Source organism: Streptomyces boninensis (genome assembly GCF_048572725.1).
Lineage (GTDB): Bacteria > Actinomycetota > Actinomycetes > Streptomycetales > Streptomycetaceae > Streptomyces > Streptomyces boninensis.
In genome coordinates, this window is sequence record NZ_CP183837.1 from 882,191 (window position 1) to 898,042 (window position 15,852).

The following is a 15,852-nucleotide window of genomic DNA, read 5'->3' on the forward strand; positions in this document are numbered from 1 at the left end:
GGCTCAGCCGGGCGGGCCGTACCCGCCCCCGCCCGGCGTCCGCAGCTCCAGCACGTCGCCTGCGCGCGCCTCGGCCGTGTCGCTGCCCTTCAGGTCCGTGACGGTGCCGTCCTCGTGCCGCAGCGCATTGCTGCCCAGGGCGCCGGGCTCGCCGCCCGCCATGCCGTACGGGGGCACCCGGCGGTGGCCGCTCAGCACCGTCACCGTCATCGGCTCCAGGAAGCGGAGCCGGCGCACCACCCCGCAGCCGCCGCGCCAGCGGCCCGCGCCGCCGCTGCCGTCCCGTACCGCGAACTCCTCCACCCGCACCGGATAGCGCCACTCCAGCACCTCGGGGTCGGTGAGCCGCGAGTTCGTCATGTGGGTCTGCACCGCGTCCGCGCCGGCGAAGCCGTCGCCCGCGCCCGAGCCGCTGGCGACGGTTTCGTAGTACTGGGCGCGGTCGTTGCCGAAGGTGAGGTTGTTCATCGTGCCGGAGCCCTCCGCCTGCACGCCGAGCGCCGCATAGAGCGCGCCGGTCACCGCCTGCGAGGTCTCCACATTCCCCGCGACCGTGGCCGCCGGATAGCTCGGCGCGAGCATGGAGCCGTCGGGGATACGGACCTCAAGGGGCTTCAGGCAGCCGCTGTTGAGCGGGATGTCGTCCGCGACGAGGGTCCGGAAGACGTACAGGACCGCCGCCATCACCACGGAGCTGGGAGCGTTGACGTTCCCGGGCTGCTGCTCCGACGTGCCCGCGAAGTCGAGCACCGCGCTGCGGGCCGACTTGTCGACATGCAGCGCCACCTCGATAGTCGCCCCGCCGTCGGTCTCATAGCGATACGAGCCGTCCGCCAGGCCCGCGATGATCCGGCGCACCGACTCCTCGGCGTTGTCCTGCACGTGCTGCATATACGCCTGCACCACGTCCAGGCCGAACTGGCCGATCATCTTCCGCAGTTCGCGAATGCCCTTCTCGTTGGCGGCGATCTGCGCCCGCAGGTCCGCCATGTTCGCGTCCGGCGCCCTGGAGGGATACGGGCCGGAGCCCAGCAGCTCGCGCGTCTCCTCCTCGCGGAGCCGGCCGTCGCGCACGAGCAGCCAGTTGTCGAAGAGGATGCCCTCCTCGTGGATGGTCCGGCTGAAGGCGGGCATCGAGCCAGGGGTGATGCCGCCGATCTCGGCGTGGTGGCCGCGGGAGGCGACCAGGAAGAGCAGGTCGTCCCCCTCTTCCGCGAACACCGGCGTCACCACGGTCACATCCGGCAGATGCGTGCCCCCGTGGTATGGATCGTTGATCGCGTACACATCCCCGGGCCGCATCGTCCCCTCATTGCGCCGCAGCACCTCCTTGATGGACTCCCCCATCGACCCGAGGTGTACGGGAATGTGCGGCGCGTTGGCGATCAGGTTCCCGTCCGCGTCGAAGAGGGCGCACGAGAAGTCCAGCCGCTCCTTGATGTTCACCGAGTGCGCGGTGTTCTCCAGCCGCAGGCCCATCTGTTCGGCGATGGCCATGAAGAGGCTGTTGAACACCTCCAGCATCACCGGGTCGACGTCCGTGCCGACCGCCATCCGCTCCGGCCGCGGAATCACCCGCTCCAGCAGCAGATGGCCGCCTTCATCGGCTGCCGCCTCCCACCCCGGGTCGACCACCGTCGTCGCGTCCGCCTCCGCGATGATCGCGGGCCCGGTCACGGCATCGCCAGGGCGCAGGTCCGTACGCTCGAAGAGGTCGGCGTCCTGCCACCGGCCCTCGGTGAAGACCCGCACCCGGTCCACCGGCCGCAGCTCCCCGTCGCGGTCCGCGGGCGCCACGACGCCGAAGCCCGCCTCCGGCTCCGCGGACGACGCCTCCACCGACACGGCCTCCGCGATCAGCGGCTTGTCCATGGTGAAGGCATACCGCTCGCGGTGCACCCGCGCGAACTCCGCGGCCATGTCCGCGGCTTCCGCGAGCGGCACCGGAATGCTGGAATCCGTACCGGCGTACCGCAGATGCACCCGCGCCGCCGTCGACACCGACGCATCCGGGATGCCGTCGGCACGCAGCTCCTCGCGGGTGGTTTCCGCCAGCTCCTCCGCCACCCCCTGGATCCGCTCCATGGCGGCCGCCCCCAGCTCCACCTCCACCGAGCGCTCCCGGATCGCGGTCGCCGCGGCCACGCCGATCCCGTACGCCGACAGCACGCCCGCGAATGGCGGCACGATGACCGAGTTGATGCCGAGCGCGTCCGCGACCGCGCAGGCGTGCTGCCCGCCCGCGCCGCCGAAGCTCGTCAGCGCATAGCGGGTGACGTCATGGCCACGCTGCACCGAGATCTTCTTGACCGCGTTGGCCATATTGAGCACCGCGATCTCGGTGAACCCGGCCGCGACCTCCTCAGGCGTGCGCCGGTCGCCGACCGCGGCCGCCGCTTCCTCGGCCAGCTCCGCGAACTTCGCCCGTACCGCCGCCGCGTCCAATGGCTGATCACCGCCCGGGCCGAAGACGGACGGGAAGTGCGCGGGTTGTACGCGCCCGAGCATCACGTTCGCGTCCGTCACCGTCAGCGGGCCGCCGCGGCGATAGCAGACCGGACCCGGCACGGCGCCCGCCGAGTCGGGCCCGACCCGGTAGCGGCGGCCGTCGAAGTGCAGCACCGAGCCGCCGCCCGCAGCGACGGTGTGGATGGACATCATCGGCGCGCGCATCCGCACGCCCGCGACCTCGGTGGCAGCGCCGATGGCTCGCTCGTACTCGCCCGCATAGTGCGACACGTCCGTGGAGGTGCCGCCCATGTCGAAGCCGATGACCCGCTCGTGCCCGGCCTCGCCCGACGCCCGCACCATGCCGACGACGCCGCCCGCGGGGCCCGACAGCACCGCGTCCTTGCCGCGGAAGTGCGCGGCCTCGCGCAGGCCGCCGCTGGACTGCATGAACATCAGGCGGATGCCCTGCAGTTCACTGGCGACCTCCTCCACGTAGCGGCGCAGGATCGGCGACAGGTAGGCGTCCACGACGGTGGTGTCGCCGCGCGGCACCAGCTTCATCAGCGGGCTGACCTCGTGCGAGCAGCTGACCTGTGTGAAGCCCGCGTCGCGCGCCAGCTCGGCCGCCGCGCGCTCGTGCGCCGGGTGCCGGTAGCCGTGCATGAAGACCACGGCGGCGCTGCGGAGGCCGTCCCGGTGGGCGGCGGCCAGCTGCTCGCGCACCGCCTCGGCGTCGAAGTCCCGGATCGTCTCGCCGTGTGCGCCGATCCGCTCGGGGACCTCGATGACGCGGTCGTAGAGCGCCTCGGGCAGCACGATGTGGCGGTCGAAGAGGCGGGGTCGGTTCTGGTACGCGATGCGCAGCGCGTCGCGGAAGCCCTCGGTCACCACGAGCGCGGTGGGTTCGCCCTTGCGCTCCAGGAGGGCGTTGGTGGCGACCGTGGTGCCCATCTTGACCACGGCGATACGGTCCGCCGGCACCGGGTCGTCGAGGCCGAGGCCCAGCGTCAGGCGGATGCCCGCGACCGCCGCGTCGCGGTAGCGCTCCGGGTCGTGCGACAGCAGCTTGCGCGCCACCAGCCGGCCGTCGGGCCGCTTGCCCACGACGTCGGTGAACGTGCCGCCGCGGTCGATCCAGAACTCCCAGCGCTGCGTCATGCCGCCATTCTGGCAGCGGGCGCCGACAGCGCCGCGAGGGTGGCTCCGCGGGCGCGCTCCTCCAGCACGTGCTCACGCCGCAGCAGCCGGTGCCTGCCTTGCTGGACGGCAAGACCGAGCAGCCCGGGCAGCAGGTCCGTACACCGCTCCGCCGCCCACCGCGTGCCCTCAAAGGCGAGCCACCGTGCGCCGGCGAGCACACCCGGCGCGGGCGTCTCGGGCTCCGCGCCGGGCGGCGCCCCGGCGGTCAGCCCGGCGCGTACCAGCTCGGCATGGAAGGCACGGGCCAGGACGCGATGGCCGCGCTCGCTCGGGTGCAGCCGGTCGACGCTCCGGGCGCCGCGCTCGGCCGTGCAGGGGTGTGCGGCGAGGTGCAGGTGCAGCGCGCCGTAGCGCTCGGAGAGGGTGTGGACGGCGGTGTTGACGGCATCCATGCGCCGGGCGAGGGGGCGGGAATGGGGTATCCCCTGCTCGAGCGCAGCCGAGAGCTTGGGGAAGGCCAGGGGAGGCCGAGGGCGCGGCCGGCGTCGGGCAGGCAGGCGGTCAGCAGCCGGGCGCCCGACGCCGCGAGGGCGCCCATGGTGTGGTCGAGGGCGGCCACGGTGCGGTGGATGTCGAAGCCGGCGCGGAGCGTGTCGTTGCCGCCCGCCATGACGGAGGCCAGCTGCGGGCGTTCGGCGAGCGCGGCCGGGAGCTGCCGGTACGCGACGTCGGTGCTCAGCGCCCCGCTACGGGCCAACTTGACCACGCGCACCGGCCGGTCCGCGGCGAGCGCCCCGGCGAGCAACTCGGGCCAGCCGCGCCAGCCACGGCCGTCGGGCGCCGGGTCGCCTACGCCTTCGGAGAGCGAGTCGCCGAGCACGGCGAAGCGCAGCTCGTGGCTGTCGCCGCCCGCCACGGCGAGCCGCAACTCCGTACTCATGCCGCGCCCTCAAGCACCGCGGGCCTGGTGCGCGGCCGGGCGCCGTGCGCGGCCAGGAAGGCGTCGACGGCCGCCGGCCACCCGTAGCCCTCCGCGCGATTACGGGCCGCACCCCGCCGCTCCGCCTCGGGCCGGTCGAGCAGCCGCTGCACCCCGTCCGCAAAGGCGACGCCGCTGTCCGCCACCGCCTCACCGCCCTCCCCGATCACCGCGGGCAGCGCCGAACTCTCGCTCGCCACCACCGGCGTGCCCGACGCCAGCGCCTCCAGCGCGGCGAGACCGAAGGTCTCCACCGGCCCGGGCGCGAGCACCACATCGGCGCTCGCCTGATGCACGGCGAGCTCGCTGCCGCGCAGATGGCCGAGGAATCGCACCGGCAGCCCCTGGGCCGCCGCCCGCCGCTCCAGGCGGTCGCGCAGCGGCCCGTCGCCGGCGATCAGCAGCCGCGCGGCGACCCCGCGGCGGCGCAGCTCGGCGAGGGTCTCCAGGGCCCGCGCGGGGCGCTTCTCGGGCGACAGCCGGGAGCACAGGAGCAGCAGCACCTCACCCGCCCCCGCATACAGCTCGCGCAACTCCCCGCTGCGCCGCGCCGGGTGCCGCCGCCCCAGATCCACGCCCAGCGGCGCCCGTACGACATTGCGCGCTCCGATCCGCTCGAACTCCCGCGCCGCCCAGTCCGTCGTGCACACCACCTTGCGGAAGGCGTGCGCGGTGCGCCGGTTGAGGGAGTCGGCGGCCCGCTCGGCGGCGCCGCGGGGCAGGCCCCAGGTGCGCAGCACGCCGTCGACGCTCTCGTGCGACACCATCACCGACGGCACCCGGGCGCGCCGCGCCCACTCCCCCGTCCACCGCAGTGTGGTGCGGTCGGAGACCTCGAGCCGGTCGGCGCCGAGCTCCTCCAGGAGCCGCCCGACCTTGCGCCGGTCGGCCAGCACCCGGTAGCCGCCGGTGCCCGGCAGCAGCGGTCCGGGGAGGGTGATCACCCGGCCCTGCGGCGTCTGCTCGTCGCCCGCGTACTCGCCGGGCAGGACGAGCACCGGCTCGTGCCCGGCATCCCGGTATCCGGCTCCGAGCTCGCGCAGCGCGGTGCGCAGGCCGCCGGAGGTGGGCGCTATGAAGTTCGCGATGCGAACGATCCGCAGCGAACCAAGCGATCCATTAGTCGTCTCCGTGCTGGTCAGAGCGCTCATACCGCCACCGCCTCCCTGCCGGCGCGCACGCCGGCGTAGTAACCGAGCAGTTCATCGCCGATCGCCTCCCAGGTCCGGTCCGCGACCGCGGCCCGCCCTTCCTGCCCGAACCCGGCCCGCAGCAGCGGGTCCTGCGCGAGCCCGGCGACGGCGTCCCGCAGCGCCCCCGCGTCCAGGGGCGGCACCAGGTACCCGGTTCGCCCGTGCCCGACGAGGTCGAGCGGCCCGCCCGCGGCCGGCGCCACCACCGGCACGCCGCTGGCCATGGCCTCCTGGACGGTCTGGCAAAAGGTCTCGTACGGGCCCGTATGCACGAAGACGTCGAGCGAGGCGAATATCCGCGCCAGGTCCGTCCCCCTGCGGGCGCCCAGGAAGCGCGCCTGCGGCAGCGCTTCGCGCAGCGCGTCGGAGCTCGGCCCGTCCCCGACGATGACGACCCGCACCCCGCGCAGCCGCTGCACGGCGGCGAGCAGCGCCACGTGCTTCTCAGGGGCCAGCCGCCCCACGTACCCGACGAGCACCTCGGCGCCGTCGAGCAGCCGCCGGCGCAGCGCCTCGTCGCGCCGCCGCGGGTGGAAGCGCTGCGAGTCGACGCCGCGCGGCCACAGCCGGACCCGGGGCACGCCGTGCCCGGCGAGCTGGCTCAGCGCGGCGGTCGACGGGGCGAGGGTGAGGTCGGCGGCGGAGTGCAGCTGCCGGATGCGGCGCCAGGCGAGCGCCTCGCCCGCGCCCATGTACGTACGGGCATAGGAGCCGAGGTCGGTCTGGTAGACGGCGACCGAAGGGACGCCCAGCTTCGCGGCCGCCGCGACGCCGCGGCCGCCGAGGACGAAGGGACTCGCGAGGTGGACGAGTTCGCTGCGGTGCGCGGCCAGCTCGGCGGCGAGGCGGCGGCTGGGGAGGGCGACGCGCACTTGGCGGTAGCCCGGCAGCGGGACGGCGCGCAGCCGTACGACGCGGCAGGGGGTGTCGGCGGCGGTGGAGTCTTCTGCTGCGGCGGCCGGGGCCGCGACCAGGACGTCGTGCCCGCGGCTGACGAGATGGCGGGCGGTGTGCAGGGCGCAATTGGCCACGCCGTTGACGTCGGGCGGGAAGGATTCGGTGACGATCGCGACACGCATACCGCTGTTGTCGCCGAGCCGGCCGTTCCCCGGGGGTCGCGAATCTGACCCTCCGGGGAACGCCTCATGAGCATTTGGGTGTCCCGGCGCGCGCCGGGGTGCGCCCCGGCGCGCTCAGCTCCCTGCGCCGTCGGGGGTGATGCGGGTGCGTACGACGTCCTGCACGCCGTCCTCCTCGGCCGGATCGGCGGCCAGCCGGCGCAGTTGGGCGACGACGCGGGCGTCGGCGGTTTCGGCGTACCGGGCGGCGATCTCGCGGGTGGATTCCTCGCAGTCCCACAGGCACTCGACGGCGAAGCCGGCGGCGAAGGACGGGTCGGTGGTGGCGAGCGCCGTGGCGGCATGGCCACGCAGCTGCGAGGAGGTGGTCTCGCGATAGATGTGCCGCAGCACGGGGGCGGCGTCGGCGACCCTGAGCCGCCCCGCGCCCTCGGTGAGCGCCCACAGAGCGTCGGCGTCGGGGCCGTGGTCGCGGACGGTGCGCAGCAGCGCGGTCCGTACGGCGGGGGCGTCGGTCGCGGCGCCGCGGCAGGCGAGCGTGACGGCGGCGGTGGTGCCGAGGTCGTCGGCCCGCGCCGCCCAGATCCTGGCCCGGTCGAGGGCAGCAATGGAGCACATGCGACCAAAAGCCGCGAATGCCGCATCAGCGACAATATCGGAGCCGGATTCGGCCGCCGCCTCGATGAGGTCGAGGGCGTCCGGATCGCCGGCTGACGCGAGGTGCACGATGGCCGCCGCACGTGCCCCCGCGGTGCCGTGCAGGGCCGCGGCGACGAGCTCCGGGCGGTCCTCGTCCCCGGCCACGGCGGCCAGGCAGCGGGCGGCGGCCGCGAAGTGCCGCTGCTGCTCGCCCTCCTCCCCTGCCGGGTCGTGGATCTCGTCGGCCCAGGCGAGCACGGCGGTGACGGACCAGTCGGGCCGCGGCCCCCGGGCGTTCAGCTGCCGCTGCCAGCGGTCGAAACTCCGCCGCTCCTGCGCGGCCCGCACCCGCGGGCCGTACACGGGATCGTCGGCCCACAGCATCCAGGGCCGCGGTTCGAAGGCCTCCTTCACGGCCTCCGCGAGGGCTTGCTCGCCCTCCCCGGTCTCCGGGAAGCGGCCGAGCACGGCCGGCGCCAGCGCCCGCAGCGAGGCGTCGTCGTCGCGCAGCGCCAGCTCATCGAGGGCCCACTGCCAGCAGCCGCCGCCGGCGGCATAGCGGCGCAGCAGCTCCACGGCGTCCGTACGGCCATATCCGGCCAGGTGTCCGAGGACCGAAAGGGCCAGGCCGCAGCGCTGCTCGTCGGGCGAGATCAGGTCGTCCGCAGCGAAGAGGTGCTCCTCGACGGGGCCGAGGCCCGCGTCGAGCTCGAGACAGAGGCGGGCGTAATAGAGCGATCGGTTCTCGACCTGCCAGTCACGCCGCGGATCGCTGCACACGCAGTGGTACAGCGCATCGAGGGCCTCTGCCCGTGGCGCGGCGAGCGCATGCAGGGTTCCGTCACCGCGGCCTCGCTGCAGGAGGCCGAGGAGCGTGCCACTGGGCGCCGCACCAGCTATGAATCGCTCGAACATGACGTCAGCATCCGGTGTGGGGGGTCTGCTGGCAACGGAATTTCCGCGGAATCAAGGGCGAGCCGGTCATCCCAGGCGCCCGGTGGGCAGCGTACATGGAGGCTCGTATTCCGCCGTCCCGGGTGGCTTAAACGTAACTCCTCAGGCATATGCCAGCGGCACCATCAGTCCGAGTATTGCGAAACGCCTTACGGGCCGCCCTGGCCTGTGCAACAGTCATAGCGGCCCTTCGACAGACACCGGAGTGCGCTCATGCCGTCCCATCTCTCCGCGGACCGCCCCGCGGCCCCGCCTCCCGGGCGCAGCGCGGTGGACGCCCTGATCTCCCAGCTGCGCCGCTTACGCACCGGTGTGGACGCCGTCCGCCGGGAGACCTTCGCCGAGGACTCCGAGGCAGGTGCCGGCGGCGATCCGCAGTCCCGCTGGCAGCGCGCGCTGTGCGACCTCGCCGCGCATCAGCTCGACGATCTCGGCACCCAGCTGGGCCAGCTGCGCGAGGGTCTGCCCGCGGACCCGCACTCGGAGGAGGACGCCCACGCGGCGGCCGCCGCACAGACGCTCCCCGCGGCACCCGCCGTGTCGCCTTCGATCGTCGGCGGCAAGGTCGGCAGCGCCGAGTGGGATCTGCGCGACGACAGCGTCGACTGGTCCGACGAGCTCTACGAGATCTTCGGCCGCGGCCCGCAGGAGGGCCCGCTCTCCCTCGACGACCTGCCCTCCTGGATCCATTCCGACGACCAGCGCCGGCTGGCCGCGATGGTCACCGACTGCCTGGTGGACGGCAAGACGATCGACGGGGAGTTCCGCATCGTGCGCCCGGATGGCGAGGAGCGCACGCTGCACATGGTGGGCGAGCCCGTGCTCGACGCCGTCGGCGGCACCGTGTCGATGTGGGCGGTGCTGCGCGACGTGAGTGAACTGCGCCGTACCGAAAAGGCGCTCAGCGAGACCCGTGACTCGCTGCAGCACCAGCGGCACATCGCGCGGACCGAGCACCGGCTTGCGGTCGAGCTGCAGGAGGCCGTGCTGCCGCCGTGGCGCGGCTCCCTGCGGTTCCCGCCCGGCAGGTCCGAGGGCCTCGACCTCGCCGCGCACTATTTCCCGGCCGCGGCCGGCGAGCTGATCGGCGGCGACTGGTACGACGCCCTGCCGCTGCCCGACGGCTCGACCTTCCTGAGCGTCGGCGACCTCGCCGGACATGGCGTCGCCGCCACCTCGGGGATGGCGATGCTGCTCGGCGCCGTCCGCGGCATGGCGATGACCGGCCTGCCCCCCGCGCCACTCCTCGGCCATCTCAACGAGCTGCTGGAAACCTCCCAGCACCCGGCCGTCGGCAGCACGCTCTGCTGCCGCTACGACCCGGCCGCCCGCCGCCTTGAGTGGGCTCAGGCCGGTCACCCGCCCCCTCTCCTCTTCCGCAGCGGAGGGGGCAGGGCGCTCGCCACCCCCCGTGGCGTCCTCCTCGGCGCGGCCGGGACCGGGGATTACGGCCAGGAGACCGAGCAGCTGCTGCCCGGCGATGTGCTGCTGCTGCACACCGACGGGCTCGCCCCTGCCGACGGGCAGGAGCGGCTGCTGGCGCTGGCCGGCCGGCTCGGGACCGCGGGCAGCGCGCAGACCCTACTGCGCGCCGCCATCGAGGAGTTCGGCGGTGACGAGCGCGAGGACGACGCCTGCGTGCTGGTCGCACGCGTGCGCTGACGCGTCCCCGCTCCCCTTCTTTCTGCCGCCCGTTACTGGTCAGGCCCGGGCGGCTCCCTTCGGCGCGCGCGGCAGCGCCAGCTTGATCTCCTCGCGGAGGTCCTGCACCTTCGGATAGCCCGCGTACTGGCCGGTCAGCCGGTACATCTCGCGGAGCCGGTCCCAGGTGCGGTGCGAGGAATTCTCGCCGATGCTGACGAGCGCCAGGCGGGCATAGCGGTCCGCCTGCTCGGGGTCGTCGGCGATGAAAAGCGCGGAGGCCAGCGAGATGTAGTCCATGATCTGGGACCGCTGCCGGCCGTTCTGGCGCAGCTGCAGCGCCTTCCTGGCATGCTCCTGCGCCTGTCGGGCCGCGTCCGGCTCATGGTCGGCGAGGGTACGGAACGCGAGCGCCTGCATGCCGTGCATATCCGCCTCGTCGAACAGCTGCATCCAACTGGGCGGCGGCACATCGCCCTTGTCGGAGACGAAGAGATCCTCCGCCTCCCCGAGGGTGCGCCGCATCGCCCTGCCGCGGCCCTGGGACGCCAGCGCCCACGCCTCGATGGTGTGGAGCATGGCGCGGGTCCGGGGCAGAGTCCGGGCCCCTGAACCTGAGTTGGCGAGCTTCATGAGGTCGAGCGCGTCGTCCGGCCGGCCCAGGTGGATCATCTGGCGGGCCGCCCTGGACAGCGCTTCTCCGGCCCGCGGCCGGTCACCGCCTTCGCGAGCGGCGTGCGCGGCGATGACGAAGTACTTCTGGGCGGTGGGCTCCAGGCCCACGTCATGGGACATCCACCCGGCGAGGACCGCCAGGTTGGCCGCCACCCCCCACAGGCGGCGCTGCAGATGGTCGGGATGCTTGTAGGCGAGCATGCCGCCCACCTCGTTGAGCTGGCCCACGACCGCCTTGCGCTGCAGGCCGCCGCCGCGGGCGGCGTCCCAGGCGCGGAACACTTCGACGGAGCGCTCCAGCGCCTCGATCTCCTGTGATCCCACCGGGGCTGCCTCGTATCTGTCGAAGGCGACCGGGTCGGCGTCGGCGCCTGCGAGCTGCCCGGGCAACCTCCGGGATTCCGCGGTAAGGGCTGGGTCGGTGTGCAGCCAGTCGTACATGGCGCTCGTTAGTGCTGAGCCTGCGGCGAGCGCGGCGCCCGCACCCACCAGGCCGCGTCGGTTGAGCATGAGGTCCATTCCCGTGAATTCGGTGAGCACCTCGGCGGTACGTTCGGGAGCCCAGGGCAATGCTTCGTCGGATTGCCTCTTCCCCGCGCGCCCGGCTCGCTCCAGCCCGAGATCCTCGATGGTCACGACACGGCCGAGTTGCTCGGTGAACAGGGCGGACATCACCCGCGGGACCGGATCGCGCGGGATCTCTCCCTGCTCGATCCACCGCCGTACCCGCGATGTGTCGGTCGCCAGCTGCGGAAAGCCCATGGCCGCCGACTGCCGGTTCACCAGCCTCGCCAACTCGCCTTTGGACCAGCCCGTCATGCCGAACAGGTCCGCGAGTCTGGTGTTAGCTGCCCTCTCCACGTAAAGCCCCCAGGTTTCTCGGCTGAATTGGACACTAGTCCTGCAGTAACGGTCCGGCGAGGATTCGCCATGGTTCGCCAGGGTGCGCTAGGTGGTCTGCCACCCGTGCGTGGGTGTGCGGTATGAGTGCGCCACCCGGCGAGCAGTCCAGTGGCACATGCCCGCCGCATTCCCCAGGATGCGGCGGGTGGGCCACGGGAGTCTTCCGATACGGGAGCTGCCCGGCCGGGGCGCGATGCCAACCGTTCGGCGCGCGAAGGGATTCGTATCCGCCATGTACGCAGCTTCTGCTTCCGTGTCCGCCCCGCCGCACCGCCCGCTGCGGGCGCAGCCCGGCGGTGGCGCACCGTACCTCGACCCGGGCCACGCCGCCGGCGCCCACCTGGCCGGACCGGCGCGCGCCCGGCGGATCCCACCGGCGGGGCGGCATCCACTCAGCGGCAGGCTCGACCTGACCGGACCGCAGGGTGACCGGCTGCGCACCGTCATCGCCGCCGTGCAGCGCATCTGCCCGGACTTCAACGCCGTTCAGGTACTGCGGCGCAGCGCCCGCTCGGTTCTACTGGTCGGCACCACCGGGCGTGCCACCGTCGTGGCCAAGTGCCTGCTCGACCACTCCCCCGCGTGGACCGAGCGGTTCCGGCATGAAATAGCGGCCTACCGCACCTTCGTCCGGCACCGCCCGCCGGTGCGGGTGCCGCGGCTGATCGCCGCGGATCCGGAGCAGTGCGTCCTGGTCATCGAGCGGACTCCCGGCAGAGCGGCGGCCCTGCAGCGGCATCCTGTCGATCCGCCCCCGCGTGCCGACGTGCGCGCCGCGCTAGCCGCGCTCTGCCGGGTCAATCTGTGGCGCCCGCCGCCCGGCGCCTTCACCGCCCCGCTGGATTACGGCGAGCGGCTGGCCCGCTTTCATGAGCTGGGGCTGCTCACCGACCGCGACATGGGCGACCTGCAGACGCTGCTGCACGGCCTGGCGCACGGCCCGGGTCAGTTCTGCCACGGCGACGCGCTGCTGCCGAATGTGCTGCTGTCGCCGGGCGGCGCCGTGCTCGTCGACTGGGAGCACGCCGGCTGGTATCTGCCGGGGTATGACATGGCGACGCTTTGGATGGCGCTGGGCGACTCCTCCGGCGTGCGGCGGCAGATCAGCCAGCTGGCGCAGGCCGGCGGCCCGGCGTCGCGGGACGCGTTCCTGGTGAATCTGATGCTCGTCCTGACCCGCGAGATCCGTACGTACGAGGCCGCGGTGCAGCGCACCATGCACGCCGCGCCCGCCACCCAGCCCCCGGCCGCCGGGGCGAGCCCGAACGGCCAGCAGGGCCCGCAAGCCGGCTCCGGGGAGGAATTGCGGCTGCTGCTCCGCCGTTTGCACGACGACGCGCAGATGGCCCGCAAGGCCGTGCGCGCGGCGGTCGGGACACGCTGACGGCGCGTCAGAATACCTGGAAGGCGGTGCCCGCCGAGGGGTCGGGCACCGCCTTCCACGTGTCCGCCAAGTGGCGGCATTGGTTCACACCTCTGACGCGCCGCAGGCCGCTGACGTGCAACGACGCACCATTTGCAGGGTGATTGACGGATGGTCGGACAACCGATATTTCTTGAGACCCATCACGCCCCGCAAGCACAGCTGACACGTTCCGTCACAGTCCTGCGCTGCCCCGCCGAGGAGGCACCCCTTGCGAGGAATTGTTCCCCCCACGCTGCTGAGCCGCCGCGGCGCCGCGCGCGCGGCCGGCCTCGCGGCCTCCGCCGCGCTGCTGCTGCCGCTGGTCTCCGGCGCGCCACCCGCCACGGCGGGCTCCGAGTCGCGCACCGCGCTCCAGGGCGCCTTCGCCGACGCCGCCGAGCGCTACCACGTGCCGCGGAGCGTGCTGCTCAGCGTCTCGTACCTGCAGTCGCGCTGGGACAGCCACGCCGGCGCCCCGAGCGTCTCCGGCGGCTACGGCCCGATGCATCTGACCGACGCCCGTACGGCCCTGAAGTCCGCGGCCGCGCACCACCACGAGGGCGAGGACGCGCGCGGCGACGACTCCCGGCCGCGGACGATCAGGGGCAGCGCGACGCCCCGGCCCGACGGCGGCGGCACCGCCGACCGGGCCGCCGCCACCGGCAAGGAGCCGCAGACCCTGAAGCGCGCCGCGAAGCTCACCGGCCGCTCCGCCGCCGACCTGCGCACCGACCCCGCGGCAAACGTCGCCGGCGGCGCCGCCCTCCTCGCACAGCTCCAGCGCGAGTCGGGCCGCGGGCTCAGCGACCGGCCCGCCGACTGGTACGGCGCGGTGGCCCGCTACTCCGGCGCACAAGACGCGGGCACGGCACGGAACTTCGCCGACGACGTCTACTCGGTGATCCGCGAGGGCGCGGCCCGTACCACCGACTCGGGCCAGCGCGTCGCGCTGTCGGCCGATGCCGCCGCCCGCCCGAACGCCGCCCAGCTCGACGCGCTCGGCCTGCGCAAGGAGGCGCGGGGCGAGAGCGAGTGCCCGCGGAATCTGGCCTGCGAGTGGATTCCGGCGCCGTACGAGGAGTACAAGGACGACGAGGGCAAGGACGACTACGGGAACCACGACAAGGCCGACCGGCCGAACGATCAGCCGATCCGGTACATCGTCATCCACGACACGGAGGCGAAGTACGACGGCACGGTGAACATGGTCCAGGACCCGACGTACGTCTCCTGGCAGTACACCATCCGCTCGCGCGACGGCCATGTCGCGCAGCACGTCAAGCACAAGGACGTGGCCTGGCAGGCCGGCAACTGGCACGTCAACTCGCAGTCCGTCGGCATCGAGCACGAGGGCTTCCTGGTCGATCCGGACGCCTGGTACACCGAGGCGATGTACCGCAACTCGGCGCGGCTGGTGCGCTGGATGGCGGCGAAGTACGACATTCCGCTGGACCGGCAGCACATCTTGGGCCACGACACCGTGCCGGGCACCGCCGCGGACAAGATCCCCGGCATGCACACCGACCCGGGGCCGTACTGGGACTGGCAGCACTACTTCACGCTGCTGGGCCGGCCTTTCAAGGCGAACGCCGGGAAGAGCGGCGGGCTGGTGACCATCCGCCCGGACTACGACGAGCACCAGCCCGCGTACGACTCGTGCAAGAAGGCCGGTGCCAACGACTGCCCGCCGCACGGCTCCGGCGCGGTCCGGCTGCACACCGAGCCGAGCGACGACGCGCCGCTGGTCAAGGACGTGGGCCTGCACCCGCCGGAGGGGAAGTCCTCCATCGGCGTCAATGACACCGGCGCCCGCGCCTCCACCGGGCAGCAGTACGCGGTGGTGGAGCGGAAGGGCGACTGGACGGCCGTCTGGTATCTCGGCCAGAAGGCCTGGTTCAAGAACCCGTCCGACGAGCCGACCGCGGTCAACTCCAGGGGCCGGGTCGTCACCCCGAAGGCGGGTGTGAAGGATGTCGAGATCTTCGGCCGGGTGCTGCCCGAGAAGGACGCGTACCCGAAGGAGATCGAGCCGATCGAGCTCGCTCCGTTCCCCTACAAGATGCTGCCGGGCCAGCGCTACGTCCTCGGCGACCGGGTGCCCTCGGAGCACTTCTACGCGGTGAACTTCAAGGACCCGGACAGCCAGGTGGTCCGCGGCGACACCGTCTATTACGAGATCCAGTTCGGCCACCGGGTGGCGTACGTGAAGTCCGACCAGGTGGACGTGAAGGACTCGCGCCGCTGAGAGCTGCGGCCCGCGGGGTTCAGCTCTGCTGGAAGAGCTCCGCGGGCAGCGGCTTCAGGAGGGCGTACAGGTCGTCGGTGATCGGGCGCTCCCAGCTGGCGATCGTTACGAGGACCTTGTCGCTGCGGTCGAACTGGACGCAGGAGACGCGGTCCTCGGAGAGTGTGATGCGCTTGACGATCAGGAGGTTGTCCTGGTGCATCACCGGGGTGTCCTCGCTGCCGGTGACTGTGACCGGCTCCTCGTGGCCGAGGGCGGCGAGCAGCTGCGCGACCTCGAAGGGGGGCTGGCCCTCCTCGATGTCGCGGGCCGGGGAGCCCTCGGGGAGGTTGCCGATGATCATGGCAGGGCCGCGGCCGCCGAACAGGTCGTAGCGCAGGAAGACGCCCTGGCAGGTGCCATCGGGCGCGGGCAGCAGGCCCGCGCCGAGGTCGCCGGGCCAGTCGCCGGGGTCCATGGCGAGTACGTCGAATTCCGGCCCTGCGGGGGTGGGGGCGCTGCGGCGGCGGAGGAAGGCCATGGGGTCAATCGTAAAGGGGCGGGGACGT

General features: G+C 73.1%; 11 protein-coding genes. 3 read left to right on the forward strand and 8 right to left on the reverse strand.

Annotated elements, in window-relative coordinates; all coding sequences use genetic code 11:
• Window positions 1-3 precede the first annotated feature (3 nt).
• The 6 genes from ACNNMR_RS03990 to ACNNMR_RS04015 all read right to left on the reverse strand — a co-directional run bounded on the left by ACNNMR_RS03990 (window position 4) and on the right by ACNNMR_RS04015 (window position 8,396).
• Window positions 4-3,609: a hydantoinase B/oxoprolinase family protein gene (locus ACNNMR_RS03990; protein WP_419993096.1), complete on the reverse strand. Its 3,606-nt coding sequence runs from the start codon at window positions 3,607-3,609 to the stop codon at window positions 4-6.
• The gene (locus ACNNMR_RS03995; RefSeq protein WP_419993097.1) at window positions 3,606-3,809 is read right to left on the reverse strand and encodes a hypothetical protein; all 204 of its coding nucleotides are present in this window, start codon (window positions 3,807-3,809) and stop codon (window positions 3,606-3,608) included. The genes ACNNMR_RS03990 and ACNNMR_RS03995 overlap by 4 nt, the downstream gene beginning before the upstream one ends.
• A 47-nt stretch (window positions 3,810-3,856) precedes the next feature.
• Window positions 3,857-4,531, reverse strand: a complete 675-nt coding sequence (locus ACNNMR_RS04000) for an SGNH/GDSL hydrolase family protein (protein WP_419993098.1) — start codon at window positions 4,529-4,531, stop codon at window positions 3,857-3,859.
• Complete coding sequence (locus tag ACNNMR_RS04005; RefSeq protein ID WP_419993099.1) at window positions 4,528-5,721, reverse strand: glycosyltransferase; 1,194 nt, start codon at window positions 5,719-5,721, stop codon at window positions 4,528-4,530. The genes ACNNMR_RS04000 and ACNNMR_RS04005 overlap by 4 nt, the downstream gene beginning before the upstream one ends.
• Entirely contained in the window at window positions 5,718-6,842 is a 1,125-nt protein-coding gene (locus tag ACNNMR_RS04010; RefSeq protein ID WP_419993100.1) for a glycosyltransferase family 4 protein, read from the reverse strand. The genes ACNNMR_RS04005 and ACNNMR_RS04010 overlap by 4 nt, the downstream gene beginning before the upstream one ends.
• Before the next feature lie 114 nt (window positions 6,843-6,956).
• Window positions 6,957-8,396, reverse strand: a complete 1,440-nt coding sequence (locus ACNNMR_RS04015; RefSeq protein ID WP_419993101.1) for a HEAT repeat domain-containing protein — start codon at window positions 8,394-8,396, stop codon at window positions 6,957-6,959.
• A gap of 252 nt (window positions 8,397-8,648) precedes the next feature.
• On the opposite strand from ACNNMR_RS04015, the gene ACNNMR_RS04020 reads away from it, so the two are divergent.
• The gene (locus ACNNMR_RS04020) at window positions 8,649-10,097 is read left to right on the forward strand and encodes a PP2C family protein-serine/threonine phosphatase (protein ID WP_419993102.1); all 1,449 of its coding nucleotides are present in this window, start codon (window positions 8,649-8,651) and stop codon (window positions 10,095-10,097) included.
• 39 nt (window positions 10,098-10,136) lie between these two features.
• On the opposite strand, the gene ACNNMR_RS04025 is transcribed toward ACNNMR_RS04020, so the two are convergent.
• Entirely contained in the window at window positions 10,137-11,612 is a 1,476-nt protein-coding gene (locus ACNNMR_RS04025) for a hypothetical protein (protein ID WP_419993103.1), read from the reverse strand.
• 274 nt (window positions 11,613-11,886) lie between these two features.
• On the opposite strand from ACNNMR_RS04025, the gene ACNNMR_RS04030 reads away from it, so the two are divergent.
• Together ACNNMR_RS04030 and ACNNMR_RS04035 are read left to right on the forward strand one after the other, a co-directional pair.
• Window positions 11,887-13,038, forward strand: a complete 1,152-nt coding sequence (locus ACNNMR_RS04030; RefSeq protein ID WP_419993104.1) for an aminoglycoside phosphotransferase family protein — start codon at window positions 11,887-11,889, stop codon at window positions 13,036-13,038.
• Window positions 13,039-13,288: 250 nt separating this feature from the next.
• The gene (locus ACNNMR_RS04035) at window positions 13,289-15,304 is read left to right on the forward strand and encodes an N-acetylmuramoyl-L-alanine amidase (RefSeq protein WP_419993105.1); all 2,016 of its coding nucleotides are present in this window, start codon (window positions 13,289-13,291) and stop codon (window positions 15,302-15,304) included.
• A gap of 19 nt (window positions 15,305-15,323) precedes the next feature.
• On the opposite strand, the gene ACNNMR_RS04040 is transcribed toward ACNNMR_RS04035, so the two are convergent.
• Window positions 15,324-15,824 (reverse strand): hypothetical protein, encoded by a 501-nt coding sequence (locus ACNNMR_RS04040; protein ID WP_419993106.1) that lies wholly within the window; start codon window positions 15,822-15,824, stop codon window positions 15,324-15,326.
• Window positions 15,825-15,852 lie beyond the last annotated feature (28 nt).

Bases quoted from the DNA above. Each gene is read 5' to 3' on its own strand.
- ACNNMR_RS03990 (WP_419993096.1), bottom strand. From the start codon at position 3,609: ATGACGCAGCGCTGGGAGTTCTGGATCGACCGCGGCGGCACGTTCACC.
- ACNNMR_RS04000 (WP_419993098.1), bottom strand. From the start codon at position 4,531: ATGAGTACGGAGTTGCGGCTCGCCGTGGCGGGCGGCGACAGCCACGAG.
- ACNNMR_RS04005 (WP_419993099.1), bottom strand. From the start codon at position 5,721: ATGAGCGCTCTGACCAGCACGGAGACGACTAATGGATCGCTTGGTTCG.
- ACNNMR_RS04010 (WP_419993100.1), bottom strand. From the start codon at position 6,842: ATGCGTGTCGCGATCGTCACCGAATCCTTCCCGCCCGACGTCAACGGC.
- ACNNMR_RS04015 (WP_419993101.1), bottom strand. From the start codon at position 8,396: ATGTTCGAGCGATTCATAGCTGGTGCGGCGCCCAGTGGCACGCTCCTC.
- ACNNMR_RS04020 (WP_419993102.1), top strand. From the start codon at position 8,649: ATGCCGTCCCATCTCTCCGCGGACCGCCCCGCGGCCCCGCCTCCCGGG.
- ACNNMR_RS04030 (WP_419993104.1), top strand. From the start codon at position 11,887: ATGTACGCAGCTTCTGCTTCCGTGTCCGCCCCGCCGCACCGCCCGCTG.
- ACNNMR_RS04040 (WP_419993106.1), bottom strand. From the start codon at position 15,824: ATGGCCTTCCTCCGCCGCCGCAGCGCCCCCACCCCCGCAGGGCCGGAA.